Genomic DNA, 13,535 nt, shown 5'->3' on the forward strand with positions numbered 1-13,535 from the left:
ACACAATCATTCTGCCTATTCAGGACGGCGATGTCTGAGGGGTGAAACCCCTCAGACATTCGCCAACAGTCTCTTTCCAATCGCCGTAATTCCGATCGCCAAAATTGCAATCATTCACCATCCCCCGAAACGCTATCATTTTGCCCAATTACAGGCAACAAATGCTCGTGCAACTTCATCGCTTGCAAACAACTATTAATCCCAGAAACCGCCCGATCGTACTCTTGAATCTTTTGCTCATTCTCAGCTTGCCGCCGCAGATTCCCAGCAATCTTTTCCTCCGCCTCCTGTGCCAAAGTTTGCTCCAAATAATCGCGGGCTTGACTGTATTTCTGCAAAATATCATCAGCTTGCTTTTGGGCCAGCGGCAACAAATGCTCTTTCAGGGTTTGGTTGACAGTTTGGCGGAAAGTTTGCCGAATAGTTCTAGATACTTTCGGCTCAAAATCCAGCCGCAATAATTGCCGAATTGCCGGTTGGGCGTCAACCATATTTTCGCAGTCGAAACCTTGAGAAGTTTGCTGCAATGTTTCCCGGAATTGATAAATCGAAAACGTGCCTTCGTCGTAAAAACGGGGACTTTCTCGCACGTAGCGATCGCACTCAACGCCCGCCGCATTTACCAAAGCATCCGAAACCCGCTTTGATAACTCCTCTAACTGCTGTTCAATTCCCCCGTCGTTCCCCAACAACCGATAAAGTAATCGATAGTATTCAGACTTGCGAACGCTATCTTTCAAATACTGGAAATAATTATCAACCAGTGACTTAGTAGCCTCTACTAAAATATCTTCCAACTGATTCGCTAAATAATAAAGCGCTTCAACTAAAACAGCAATTAAAGGTGCTGTCGCATTGCGGGGATGATTCCGCAGAGTGCGTCCGTAAGCCGCCTCAACAGAAAATCCGTCTAACAATTCATCCAAGCGCCGGATCATCCGAGATTGCAATTGCCGAAAGTCTATATCGAAAATATCGCATCTGTTCATAATCATTTCATTGACTTCTTCGGCGATATGTTCCCGAAAATCCTGTCCGACTTGCTGCAATTCTTGATTTAGTCGCAAAAGTTCCTGTGCTTTCATTGCCTCAATTTCGCGGGGCTGGCTGTCCAAATTCCGCTGAATTGTTTGGTAATGTTTCCGCAGTTGAATGCACAAGTCTTCTAAGTCGTCAGCTAAATTTTTGAACAGTTGCGGCCGTTTTTCTTCGGTGAGGTAACGGGTGATGGCTGTGCGAAAATCTTCGATACCGCTATCTTGAATTAATTGAGCAATTAATGGTTGACCTTGCTCTGCAAGAATCCGCACGTAGTTTTCATTGGGTGTTTCGTAGCTGTTAACTGAAATGCGAAATTTGCTCGGAGATAGCTTGCCGGAATTCGCACAGTATCGGTTAAATTCACTAACAAATTGCGGAGTTTCTTCACTAATACCGATAAATTCTGAATCTAATTTATCATCTACAGAAACTCGCCGTTGACTGGTGGCAAAGATTGTATTTAAACCAAAGCGATCGCGCCCTGTTGTCCCTCGAATCAAACTCCCGTAAAATCCCAACAATCCGCTAGTTTTGTAAACTCTCGCAGTATCGCGAAAGTCGGAATTAATCAGATTTTCTAAGCGCTGTCGCAGTTGCGTGTTGTACCAAGTTTCGTCAATGCGGTTGAAAATGTAAAAAAGTCGATCGCGAATTCCCGGATTTCCCCGTGTTTTTTCCATCAACTCGGTTTCTTCCGTCGTCATTTCCCCAGACGAAGCTGCTTTCAAAACGCACACAACCGCCGAAGTATCCGGGCTTTCAATCTTATCATAAGTCAATTCTGCATCCCGCTGCACCGGCGCATCAATTCCCGGCGTATCGATAATAATATTGCCATCTTGCAGCAGCGGATGATAACAGTAATATTCAACTCGCTTGAGTACAGCACTGTTACTACCGCGACGGGCATAACTAGCAGCTTCCTTCAGATTGGAAAAGTTAAACTGTTCCATCGAGTAGGTAGCGTTTTCGAGAGTTTGGATGCGATCGCGATTTGCCTCAAAACCTTCTAACAGCAGCATCAAAGCCTTAGCTTTTTTGGCTAATTCCGATTTATTTTCGCCGCCTTCCGTTTCAATAATTATGTTGCATCCCTGAGACAACAGCGACACTACATCTGTTTGATTAATATTAATTTCAGTAGCTAAACCTAACTGATGGCAAAGCACAGCAGCTTGCTGGCTAATCTCAAACTCGCTCAAAAAAGTGAGAACAACTCGCTCTTTTTCGGGTTCAGCAAAGGCGATATAACATTCCGTACCTGTCGCGTGTCCTTCTGCACTGTAGAGCAATTCTCGCTCCAGCAAAGCATTAATTAGCATGGATTTTCCCGCACTGAAAGCGCCAGCAAACACAATTTCAAACTCAGGAGAAATTGCCTTTTTCAGAGAAGCTTGTACCGCCGTGATATCTTGTTGTCGCAAAGAGGATTCCTGACGCAGCAGTTGCAGTAAGGAGTCAACTTGCTCTTGCAGATTGTTGCATTGAGGGGGCATTTGAGTCATCGCGGCAGACTGCTCCTGATTGTGGGAAAATTACCTTATTGTTAATTCTCTGCTAGTTCAGGAATAATCACAACAGTAATTTTACTTATGCGATCCAGGATTGCTGAAAGTGCGATCCTCTTCGAGGGCTGCGCTAACGGCTATTCTGGCGACAAATCCTATCGTTTACGGTTGTTTGGGAATTATTAAACCGCAGAGGCCGCAGAGGGCGCAGAGGAAGAGAAGAGAGATGAATAATTGCTATACCCACGGATTTGATATCATCTATTTACAGCCAAGTGGCTAAATCTGATATGTCCGTAAAATTTAGCCAAGCATCTCCTAATTTTTCGTACAAGATTAGTAGTAAGGCGCGCATTATTGCGCCCCTACAAAATTAAACTGGCGCATTGCGTACTCTACATTAAACCGATAAATCCTGACGCGGTTTAAAAGACTCAACCTGCCGCAACTTTTCGTATAATTCCCGTTCCTCTTCACTAATTTCTTTGGGAATTAACACCTGAATTTCTACTAATTGATCGCCCCGATCGCCATTTCCGGTCGGATAGCCCTTGTTAGCCAGCCGCAACCGCTTTCCAGAGGTTACTCCCGGTGGCAATTTCATCTTTACCAGGCCGTCCAGCGTCGGTACTTCAATATCTCCCCCCAACACCGCTTCGCTGGGAGTCAGTGGCAATTCGCAGCAAATATCTGACATTTCCAAGCGAAAAAATGGATGCGGAGAAACTGTGATTTTCAAATATAAATCTCCGCCGCCCATACCTTGATTTCGCAAGCGAATCCGCTGACCTGATACCATAGCAGAAGGCAGATTTACCTCGATCGCTCTCCCGTCTTCCAGACGAATTCGCTCGGTACCACCCGAATAAGCCCTTTCCAAAGGCAGAGTTAGCCTGGCCTCAATGTCTCTTCTCGTTTCGCGATCGACTGTTTCCCGTCGCATTTCGCGATCGACTATATCCCGTCGCATTTCGCGATCGACTGTTTCCCGCCGCATTTCGCGATCGACTGTTTCCCGCCGCATTTCGCGATCGTCGAAATCCCTTCTAGGTGGGCGAGAATTAGCAACATAACTCGTTTTCTTAGAAGCCGTACTCCACGGTTCAGAGGAGGCTACTCCCGGTGCATCATTCGCTGTCGCCATCCTCACTTCCCGGCGTCTTCCGAGCACTTGATCGAGAAATTTATTAAAATCCGAGTAATCACTAAAATCGACATCTTCGGCCGGTTTTTTCCGGGTAGTTTTAGTGTTTCCCCAAGTTTTGAAATTGGGAAGTCGCACCCCTTGCTTTCCTTGAAATCCCTTTTGTTTCCAAAATTTACTAAACTGATCGTATTGAGCGCGCTTCTCGATATCGGAAAGAATATCATAAGCTTCATTAATATCCTTAAACCTATCTTCAGCAGATTTATCACCTGGATTTACGTCAGGGTGCAACTGTCTTGCTAGCCGTCGATAGGCTTTTTTTATCTCATCAGCCGTGGCATCTTTGGGCACTCCCAAAATTAGATAGTAATTGCGAAAATTCTGCATAGTTAGTCATTAGTCATTAGTTATTAGTCATTAGTCATTAATTATTATTAGTCATTAGTCATTAGTCATCCTGCTTCCCTGCTTCAAACTAGGGACTAATGACTAGGGACTAATGACTAACCACTAATTACAGCCAATCGTCGTCATCATCCCAATCGTCGCTTTGATTTTGATAAGGGCGAGTGGGGCGATTAGCACTGCTTCTACGATCGTTCATACGATCGTTCATACGATCGCCCATACGATCACCGGTGCGATCATAGGGTCGATCGTATGGGCGATCGGGAATTGGATCGACAGTCGATCGCCTGTAAGGCTTAGCATTGGTATAATAGCTGCTGTCATCGCTGCGCCGCTTCGTACCGTCGCCCGTAAAAGTCCGCTTCACAGACTCAAAGAAATCGTCATCATCGTCATCATCAGCAAAAGCTGAAACTTCTCGGCTCAAATCGTAAAGAGCATCTTGCAAATCCGAACCAATCTGGTCAACTCCCCGTTCATCATTGCGTTCCAAACTGTCTCGCAATTCCCGAATTAAAGTTTCAATTCGCTGGCGGCTTCTTTGAGCAAACTGCATTCCGCGATCGAGCGCAACTTCCCGCAACTGCCGCTCCGCTTGATAAGCTAAAGCTTCAGCGCGATTGCGTTTTTCCACCTTTTCCCGCTGCAACTTATCAGCTTGAGCAAACTGTTCCGCATCGCGAATCATTTGATTCACTTCCTGCTGACTCAGCGTCGAAGCACCTTGCACAGTAATGCTTTGTTCCCTGCCGGTAGTTTTGTCCAAAGCAGTCACCAACAGCATCCCGTTAGCATCAATATCAAAAGCTACTTGCACCTGCGGAATCCCTCGCGGTGCCGGCGGAATTCCAGTTAGTTTAAACCGTCCCAAAGACTTATTATCTCGGCCTAATTCCCGTTCGCCTTGGATTACGTGAATTTCTACCACAGTTTGGTTGTTTTCAGCAGTCGAAAAAATGTCCGATCGCCTGACGGGAATAGTAGTATTCCGAGGAATCAGTTTTTTCATCACCCCGCCGATCGTTTCCAAACCCAGTGACAGCGGCGTCACGTCCAACAGCAGCACATCGCGGACATCCCCACCCAAAATCCCCGCTTGAATTGCCGCACCCACCGCCACAACTTCATCGGGATTCACATTTTGATTCGGCTCTCGATCGATCAAACTGCGAACAACTTCCTGCACCAAAGGAATGCGAGTCGAACCGCCGACTAGCACAACTTCATCAATGCGAGAAGGACTCAAACTTGCATCAGCCAAAGCTTGTTTTACTGGCCGCCGCAACCGCTGCACCAAATCTGTGCACAGTCCCTCAAATTGACCGCGAGTCAGCCGCGTTTCCAGATGCAAAGGCCCGTCTTCATTCGCATCGATAAACGGCAAATTAATCTCCGTGACACCGACGCCAGACAGCTCAATCTTGGCTTTTTCTGCCGCTTCGATCAAGCGCTGCAAAGCTTGCCGGTTGCGTCGCAAATCAATTCCTTCTTTTTCTAAGAATTGTTCTGCCAACCAGTCAACAATTTTAGAGTCAAAATCATTGCCACCCAATTGAGTATCGCCGCTAGTTGCTTTGACTTCAAATACTCCGTCTCCCACGTCTAAAATCGACACATCAAAAGTACCGCCGCCCAAATCAAACACTAAAATAGTTTGACTTTCTCGCCTCTCCAAACCGTAAGCCAAAGAAGCCGCTGTCGGCTCATTTAAAATCCGCTTGACATCAAGTCCGGCAATTCGTCCAGCATCCCGCGTCGCCTGTCGCTGCGAGTCGTTGAAATAAGCGGGAACAGTAATTACAGCCCCCGTCACCTCTTGTCCCAGATAGCGACTGGCTTCATCGGCTAGTTTCCGCAAAACCATCGCCGAAATTTCCTCTGGGGCAAAATCTTTTTTCAGGCGGGGACACTTGATTTTGATGTTCCCGTTTTCGTCGCGGCGAGTTGTGTAAGGGACGCGCTTTGATTCTGGAGTCAGTTCGGTATATTTGCGTCCGATGTACCGCTTGACACCGTAAAAGGTGTTTTGCGGGTTGAGAACAGTCTGGCGTCTGGCCATCTGTCCCACCAGGCGTTCTCCTTCCTTTGTGAAAGCGACTACCGAGGGAGTTGTCCGCATCCCTTCTGCATTGGCAATCACAACCGGTTTGCCGCCTTCCATGACGGCTACTACTGAGTTTGTTGTTCCGAGGTCAATGCCAACTACTTTACCCATGCGTCAGTTGTCTCCTGTGGCGTTGTGTGTAGCCTTTTCAATATAAGCGTTAAGTATGATTGCATTTATTGTACCGCGTCGAGAAGCGGGGGCTGCGGAGGGATTGCCTCACCTGCGGCTGAGCCTGGGGTGCGATCGATCCGCTGATGGATTGGCGATCGCCTTTAGGAGTAGGAGTGTCACCTTGGGAAAGCAGTGTATGTCCATCTTTTGACAGCAAAAAAAAAATTTATAATAGATTAACTAATGCGTTTTGCTAAACTAAAAACAGCTAGCAGGATTGTTGAGCAAACAGGAACATAAAAATATGGCTGTCAACTCTGTTCAAAATTCAGAATCCTCTCAAGAACACTCGATAGTTGACGTGCAGCAAACAAGCTGCTGCATTGTGGGAGGTGGGCCTGCAGGTGCTGTTTTAGCATTACTTTTAGCGCGGCAAAACATTCCCGTCATGCTGCTAGAAGTACACAAAGATTTTGACCGAGAATTTCGTGGCGATACGCTGCATCCGTCAGTAATGGAAATTATGGAGCAATTGGGTTTAGCAGAAAAATTGCTGGGATTGCCCCATACAAAAATGCGTAAACTCACTATCCAAGCTGCTGGAAATACCGCCACAATCGTAGATTTGTCCAGTCTCAAAACCAAGTATCCTTACATCACTATCCTTCCCCAAGTCAAGTTTCTCGAATTCATCACTGCCCAAGCGCAGCGCTACCCCAGTTTCCAGCTAGTAATGGGAGCTAATGTCCAAGAAATGATCGTAGAAAATGGGGTTGTGTGCGGAATTCGATACCGGGGACGCGGGGGATGGCATGAAGTGCGATCGACCCTCACCGTCGGTGCAGATGGTCGCTTTTCCCGCCTTCGCCAATTAGCAGGTTTTGAACCGATTAAAACTTCCCCGCCGATGGATGTTCTTTGGTTTCGTTTGCCGCGCAGTCCCCATGATGTCCAAGATTTCGGCGTGGGAGGTCGAGCTGTTGGAGGTCATTTATTAGCCATGATTGACCGCTTGGATTATTGGCAACTCGGTTACATTATTCTGAAAGGCAGCTATCAGAAATTGCGCGAATCAGGAATAGAAGCTTTGCAAAAAGCTGTTGCTGAATTAGCACCAGAATTTGCAGATAGGGTCGAGCAACTGAAAGATTGGTCGCAAATTTCTTTTCTGTCGGTTGAATCGAGTCGCCTTCCCCGCTGGTATCATCCCGGTTTACTCTTAATTGGGGATGCCGCTCACGTCATGTCGCCCGTAGGCGGTGTGGGAATTAACTATGCTATTCAAGATGCTGTCGTTGCGGCTAATGTACTCAGCACCCCCCTGCAAAATAATCACTTGCATCTGTGGGATTTGGCAGAGGTGCAGCGACAGCGGGAGTTGCCCACGCGGGTAATTCAAGCATTTCAATCCTTTGTACAGGAGCGAATTATTAAGGGGGCATTAGATACAAATCGACCGTTTACACCGCCACTTTTGTTGCAGTTACCAATTTTGCGAAATATTCCCGCGCGATTAATTGGTTTTGGATTAACTCGGGTGCGTGTGCGAAATTAATCAGATACACCAATCCTAAATATAAAGGTAGAATGACGCACGGGTGGTCACAAACTGGGTTTTTTGACGAAAATCTTTCGGACTCGCCCATAAATTCGGTAAAAAACCCGGTTTGTTTGGCATAGATGAGTAATTCCTGACAAGATTGAATTTCAGTACAAACTTAACGAGGTCAGAGTTATGCAAAGTATTAAAGTACGATCGCGCGTTGGTGCAGACAGAATTACTTCTTGAGAAATATTGTTTGCAGACTTAGAGGAAAATGATGATCGAACAACTAACCCCGCAACAACAAGCCCTGATTCCAGTTTATCGAGAACACTGGCGAAAAATTGCACTCTCTACTGAGCCGATCGAGCGCGAAGCAGCAGCAAAAAAATCCGTAAGATTTGCCTATGCAGCCCTCGGCTATAAAGAGCCGCAGATAATAATCTGTGATAGCCCCCGTGCAGCTTTCGATCGCATCTTTATCCCAATTTTTGAAACCTGCCAAAAATCTCCATCTGGGAGAAATATCAAACAAGAAATAACCGCAGTTTTAGGCCATGATCTGACATACAAAATTCTGACTCAAATAGTGACCAGAAAAGAGGAGTTTTTTTTTCTCTGGTGAATACAGAGGCATCTAGATTTCTAAGATACCAATTGGTAGACTATTTCAACCTGCTGCTGTGGTCAGCATTTGGCAGTTTAGAAAGTTGTATCAATTTTCGCGGGCAAATCACCCAAATTTATACATGGCACGAAAGATGGCGTAAATTCGATAGGTTTGCCAGACACCAACATAATGACATCAATAAATTTTTTTTCGCATCGATATCTCGCGGCGCGTTAAGTGATTTCTATATTTCAGTATTAAACGGCGATCGCGATCCAGTTAAATGGAGAGCATTTCAGTTGCTAGTTGCCAACTGTGGGTGGATTTATCCTTTTGAAAATACTTGTATTGTGTGCGATCGTCCCCGCATTCTATCCTTCGACAGTGAACACCGCCTCCACGCCGAAGGAGGGCCCGCCATTCAATTTGCTGACGGATACAGCCTCTATGCTTATCACGGCGTCACCTTACCCGAAAAATACGGCAAAATCCATCCGAACGAATGGCGATCGGAACTGCTTTTAAAGGAAGAAAATACCGAATTAAAGAAATTCCTAATTCAAACAATTGGTGATAACTGATATCTGGCATCAATAGTTATAATTTCAGTTAAAACCTTCATTGCTCTCCCTACCAAAAACTCCTACAGTCTAAATAAAACTATGAAATTCACCCTAGATGTAGAAAACAATCCCACAGGCTGACCCGACCACACTCAGCTACCAGAATCCGACGGTAGTTTTGTGAAAAATTTTCAAGAACATCCCCAAAGCATCCTGCTAACAGATTCAATTACTCCCGTTTTGCAGAAAATTCACGCTGACGGTAACTATTGTATCGGTCAAGATATAGCAAGTCTATTTGAGTTGTGAATGTAGAACAACCTGAAACGCTTGTGATGATTGAATCGATTGTTTACAAATCAAATGGTTTTGCTATAGTGGTATTTATTGGCGATTGACTGACACGCTACAAGGCGGTGCAGAAGCGCCAGACTGGTTTTATGTACCCCTAATGTTCCGCCAACTATTGATGGTCAATCGCGCCGTTATTATGTGATGTGGCAAGAATTTGTATCGCCGTTAATTGTGTTAGACTTTGTATCGGGCAATGGTGCAGAAGAACGGGACAGAACGCCTTTTTTGCGATCGGTTAACAGGAAACTAAGCCGGGTAAATTCTGGATTTATGAAAATGTCATCCATCCGGCATTTTACGGTATTTATGAAGTAACCAAGGCTAGCGTTGAAGTCTATCATTTGATCGAAAATAGGTATCAATTAGTTGCTGCAAATGAGCGCGGTCATTATCCGATCGCACTATTAGGAGTGGAATTGGGAATTTGGCAAGGTATGTATCAAAATGTGGAATTACCTTGGTTGCGCTGGTGGGATAGTCAAGGGAATCTGTTGTTATCTGGATCTGAAAGAGCAGAACAAGAGCGGCAAAGAGCCGATCGCGCCGAAGACCAATTAGAGCAATTGCGCGCTCAGTTGCGATCGGCTGGCATTGAACCGGAATTGTGAATTGTCTGCAAGGGCGATCGCGCCCATCCCCAGTGATCGCATCTAAAAACTTTACAATGGCGATCGGGAACATCGATCGCTCCTATTGAAGCTAAAATCAAACAACAACCCAAAATAAATCTATGGGACTCTTTGACAAGATTCGCGGCGAATTTGTCGATATCATCGAATGGTTGGACAATACCAGCGACACCATTGCCTATCGATTTGAGCGTCACCAAAACGAAATTAAACAAGGTGCTAAACTAACTGTACGACCCGGACAAATAGCAGTCTTTGTCAGCGAAGGTCAAGTTGCCGATGTATTCGCTCCGGGAATGCACGAACTGTACACCCGTAACTTACCCATTCTGAGTACCTTAAAAGGTTGGCCCTACGGTTTCAACTCTCCCTTTAAAGCAGAAGTCTACTTTTTTAACACCAAAATATTTACCAACCTGAGATGGGGAACCTCTAACCCTGTAATTATCCGCGATCCAGAACTCGGCCCAGTGCGAATGCGGGCTTTTGGCACATACAACATTAAAGTTTCCCATCCAGAACAACTCTTAAAACAACTAATCAGCACTGACGGACTATTTCAAGTAGATGAAATCAGCGAACAACTACGCAATACAATAGTCAGTGCCTTTGCTAATTGGGTTGGCAATTCCCGCGTTCCCCTGCTGGACTTTGCAGCCAACTACACGCAGATGGGCGAACAGGTACGAGTTGCCATAGAGCCAAGTATCCAGCAGTTTGGGTTAGAATTAACTCAGATATTAATTGAAAATATCTCGATGCCGCCTGAAGTTGAAGAAGCACTCGACAAACGAGCCTCGATCGGACTTCTGGGAAATATGCAGCAATATACCCAATATCAAGCTGCTAACGCCATAGAAGCATCAGCAAATAACCCCAGCGGCGGCAATCAAGCATTAGAATTTGGCATGGGAATGGCACTAGGTCAACAAATGACAAATATGATGCAGTCACCAGGATCGCAAACTCCGCCGCCACCTCCCCCGCCAACACAAACTCAGTGGTATATTGCCCAAAACGGTCAACAAGTAGGCCCTTTTGGATTGGAGCAACTTTTGCAAAATGGTTTAACACATCAGGTAATGGTGTGGCGTGCGGGTTTTGACGGCTGGAAGTTAGCATCGCAAGTGCCGGAATTAGCATCTTTGTTGGCGACAGTACCGCCGCCTCCCCCGCCAGCCGCCGCCTAAAATTTTGCATATTTAGTTAATTGGTAATTGGTAATTAATCTGCTTTCCCGATTACCAATTACCAATTACATCACCAATAAACTATTATGAATACTTCTGAACCTGCTGTTAAACGTTTTCCCTGTCCTAGCTGCGGGGCTTATTTAGAGTTCAACCCTCAAGCAGGAAAGCTCAAGTGTGCTTACTGTGGCTGGGAGGATGCAATTCCCCAAACTGCTGAAGAGGTAAAGGAGAACTCTTACGAACAATATCTACAATTCGACGAAACAACGCTGACAACTTTATCAACAACAGCCCTTGAAGTAAAATGCAATGATTGCGGAGCAAGTGTTACTTTTGAACCGCCGAAAGTAGCGGGTAAATGCCCATTTTGTGCTTCTCCAATTGTGACGCAACCTGCAAAGGCTAGCCCTACCGTGCAACCAGAGGGAATTGTACCTTTTGAAGTTACTGATAAACAGGCCAGAGAAAGCATTCAGAAATGGCTCAGCAATCGCTGGTTTGCTCCCTCCGCTTTGAAATCCCTAGCGCAACAGGAGAAAATTCAAGGGGTTTATTTGCCGTTTTGGACTTACGACACTTATACGGTTAGTTACTATCAGGGTTCTCGCGGAGAACACTACTACGTGACTGAAACTTATACGGAAACAAACTCGCAGGGCGAAACTGAAACTAAAACTCGCCAAGTGCAGCATACCAGGTGGTGGCCTGCTTCTGGCAGAGTCGATCGCTTTTTTGACGATATTCTGATTCCGGCTACAAGTTCGATCGATCGCCCGCGTCTGGATGCGTTAGAACCTTGGCATCTCAAGGAGTTGCTGCGCCCTTACAATTCATCTTATTTAGCTGGGTTTGAAGCACAGCGATCGCAAGTTTCTCTCACTCAAGGATTTGAATCTGCTAAAAATGTCATGGCCTCTACTATTCATTTCGATGTTTGTAGGAATATTGGTGGCGACGAGCAGCGGGTTCACAGCATTTCCACTGATTACAATGCTATCACTTTTAAGCATATTTTGCTACCTGTGTGGTTGTGTGCCTATCGTTATCAAAACCAGCGATATCAAGTAATGGTTAATGCACGCACCGCTGAAGTTCAAGGCGAACGTCCCTACAGTGTTTGGAAAATTACTGCTGCTGTTGTTAGCGGCGTCGTGCTTGCGGGTGTTATGTACCTATTGTTTACTGGTAATTGGAAATATATCCGTGTTCCCGGTGTGCCTCAACCGCAACCCCAACCAACTTCCCTACCTGTACCTAGCCAAAGTTTACCGCCAGTTCCTATTCCCTCTACCGCGCCTGTACCTAGCCAAAGTTTACCGCCAGCGCCTATTCCCTCTACCGCACCTGTACCCAGCCAAAAATTACCGCCAGCGCCTGTTCCCTCTACACTCTAGTAATTCTGGATGGAGCAGTCACCGGAGGCTGCGGAGGCATCGTAGGTGTAGTAGTCACGATCGAGGTCAATCGATTTTAGATTTTAGATTTTAGATTTTAGATTTTAGAGGCGACCCCACGGATAAATGCGGGGGCTTGAGGATTTTCGATTTTGGATTTTGGATTGATTTCACGGATAAATCACGTGGCGTGTACCATCAAGAAATTCGCTTGTCAGTAAAATTAACTCAATTCTTATTTGCTCCGAATCAATAAATTTAAGGTAAATCTACCTTAAGGAGTACACGAGAGGGTTTTCAGGTAATTTTTTTACAACACCTAAATTAAAGAGAGCTTATTCTCTTTAATTTAGGTGTGGCTTTAAGGATAGATTATGAGTATAGTCGATTTAATTGTACTGAGAGTTTTAATAAAAAATACTATTTTCAGAAAAGATATATAGAATACGACCTATCAACATTTAAGAACACGTTGAAAAACGGCACTTTCTTTATAGGATATTAAACATACTGAGACAGCGAAACTTGTAAATACTTTGTGTCAAAAATCAAACAAATATTTAATTACTAAATAAAAAAATAACAACAGAATTGGAGAATCAATTGTATGAATCAAAATCAAATTAAATGGTTCGCCGCAGCTCTAATGCTAATAGACCACATCGGATTTATGCTTGAAGCAGAACCCATGCGTATCATCGGCCGCCTCAGTTTCCCGTTGTTTAGTTGGGTGTTTGCTCAAAATTGGAAACGACCGGGGGACAAAAATCCTCTAATTACTCGATTGATATTATTTGGGGTACTTTCTCAAATACCTCATATGTTACTTTTTGGCAATTTACAGTTAAACCTGGGGGGGTGACAAAGAGGTCTACGAGATAGACTGTATAAGGGTTGCAGCCCGCATACCTTGTTGATAAAAGCGGC

General features: G+C 45.2%; 10 protein-coding genes and 1 pseudogene. 8 read left to right on the plus strand and 3 right to left on the minus strand.

Translation table 11 applies throughout. The annotated features are described in order from the left end of the window. Positions 1 to 110: 110 nt before the first annotated feature. The 3 genes from QUA03_RS26495 to dnaK all read right to left on the minus strand — a co-directional run bounded on the left by QUA03_RS26495 (position 111) and on the right by dnaK (position 6,319). A complete protein-coding gene (locus QUA03_RS26495; RefSeq protein WP_333216370.1) occupies positions 111 to 2,546 on the minus strand; it encodes a dynamin-like GTPase family protein in 2,436 nt (811 codons plus the stop codon). A 403-nt stretch (positions 2,547 to 2,949) separates the two neighbouring features. Further along, the gene (locus tag QUA03_RS26500; protein WP_333216372.1) at positions 2,950 to 4,083 is read right to left on the minus strand and encodes a J domain-containing protein; all 1,134 of its coding nucleotides are present in this window, start codon (positions 4,081 to 4,083) and stop codon (positions 2,950 to 2,952) included. 127 nt (positions 4,084 to 4,210) lie between these two features. Further along, on the minus strand, positions 4,211 to 6,319 hold the full coding sequence (dnaK, locus tag QUA03_RS26505; RefSeq protein ID WP_333216374.1) for a molecular chaperone DnaK: 2,109 nt from the start codon (positions 6,317 to 6,319) through the stop codon (positions 4,211 to 4,213). A gap of 55 nt (positions 6,320 to 6,374) precedes the next feature. On the opposite strand from dnaK, the gene QUA03_RS26510 reads away from it, so the two are divergent. The 8 genes and pseudogenes from QUA03_RS26510 to QUA03_RS26545 all read left to right on the plus strand — a co-directional run bounded on the left by QUA03_RS26510 (position 6,375) and on the right by QUA03_RS26545 (position 13,470). Then, complete coding sequence (locus tag QUA03_RS26510; protein WP_333216376.1) at positions 6,375 to 6,533, plus strand: hypothetical protein; 159 nt, start codon at positions 6,375 to 6,377, stop codon at positions 6,531 to 6,533. A 93-nt stretch (positions 6,534 to 6,626) separates the two neighbouring features. After that, positions 6,627 to 7,877 (plus strand): FAD-dependent oxidoreductase, encoded by a 1,251-nt coding sequence (locus QUA03_RS26515; RefSeq protein WP_333216378.1) that lies wholly within the window; start codon positions 6,627 to 6,629, stop codon positions 7,875 to 7,877. A gap of 262 nt (positions 7,878 to 8,139) precedes the next feature. Beyond that, positions 8,140 to 8,490: a hypothetical protein gene (locus QUA03_RS26520; RefSeq protein WP_333216380.1), complete on the plus strand. Its 351-nt coding sequence runs from the start codon at positions 8,140 to 8,142 to the stop codon at positions 8,488 to 8,490. Positions 8,491 to 8,522: 32 nt separating this feature from the next. After that, on the plus strand, positions 8,523 to 9,056 hold the full coding sequence (locus tag QUA03_RS26525) for a DUF6745 domain-containing protein (RefSeq protein ID WP_333216382.1): 534 nt from the start codon (positions 8,523 to 8,525) through the stop codon (positions 9,054 to 9,056). A 123-nt stretch (positions 9,057 to 9,179) separates the two neighbouring features. Continuing rightward, a pseudogene (locus tag QUA03_RS26530) lies at positions 9,180 to 10,000 on the plus strand (Uma2 family endonuclease); the annotation flags it as partial. Between the two features lie 122 nt (positions 10,001 to 10,122). Then, a complete protein-coding gene (locus tag QUA03_RS26535; protein WP_333216384.1) occupies positions 10,123 to 11,211 on the plus strand; it encodes an SPFH domain-containing protein in 1,089 nt (362 codons plus the stop codon). 86 nt (positions 11,212 to 11,297) lie between these two features. Continuing rightward, positions 11,298 to 12,608, plus strand: coding sequence for a hypothetical protein (locus tag QUA03_RS26540; protein WP_333216386.1), 1,311 nt, complete (start codon positions 11,298 to 11,300; stop codon positions 12,606 to 12,608). Positions 12,609 to 13,215: 607 nt separating this feature from the next. Next, positions 13,216 to 13,470 carry a TraX family protein gene (locus tag QUA03_RS26545; protein WP_333216388.1) on the plus strand — a complete coding sequence of 85 codons (255 nt, stop codon included), beginning with the start codon at positions 13,216 to 13,218 and terminating at the stop codon, positions 13,468 to 13,470. Positions 13,471 to 13,535: the final 65 nt, after the last annotated feature.

This window comes from Microcoleus sp. S36b_A4 (assembly GCF_036700645.1).
GTDB lineage: Bacteria > Cyanobacteriota > Cyanobacteriia > Cyanobacteriales > Microcoleaceae > Microcoleus.

Excerpts from the sequence above, each read along its gene's own strand:
- QUA03_RS26495 (WP_333216370.1), bottom strand. The coding sequence starts at position 2,546 with ATGACTCAAATGCCCCCTCAATGCAACAATCTGCAAGAGCAAGTTGAC.
- QUA03_RS26500 (WP_333216372.1), bottom strand. The coding sequence starts at position 4,083 with ATGCAGAATTTTCGCAATTACTATCTAATTTTGGGAGTGCCCAAAGAT.
- dnaK (WP_333216374.1), bottom strand. The coding sequence starts at position 6,319 with ATGGGTAAAGTAGTTGGCATTGACCTCGGAACAACAAACTCAGTAGTA.
- QUA03_RS26510 (WP_333216376.1), top strand. The coding sequence starts at position 6,375 with ATGATTGCATTTATTGTACCGCGTCGAGAAGCGGGGGCTGCGGAGGGA.
- QUA03_RS26515 (WP_333216378.1), top strand. The coding sequence starts at position 6,627 with ATGGCTGTCAACTCTGTTCAAAATTCAGAATCCTCTCAAGAACACTCG.
- QUA03_RS26520 (WP_333216380.1), top strand. The coding sequence starts at position 8,140 with ATGATGATCGAACAACTAACCCCGCAACAACAAGCCCTGATTCCAGTT.
- QUA03_RS26535 (WP_333216384.1), top strand. The coding sequence starts at position 10,123 with ATGGGACTCTTTGACAAGATTCGCGGCGAATTTGTCGATATCATCGAA.
- QUA03_RS26540 (WP_333216386.1), top strand. The coding sequence starts at position 11,298 with ATGAATACTTCTGAACCTGCTGTTAAACGTTTTCCCTGTCCTAGCTGC.
- QUA03_RS26545 (WP_333216388.1), top strand. The coding sequence starts at position 13,216 with ATGAATCAAAATCAAATTAAATGGTTCGCCGCAGCTCTAATGCTAATA.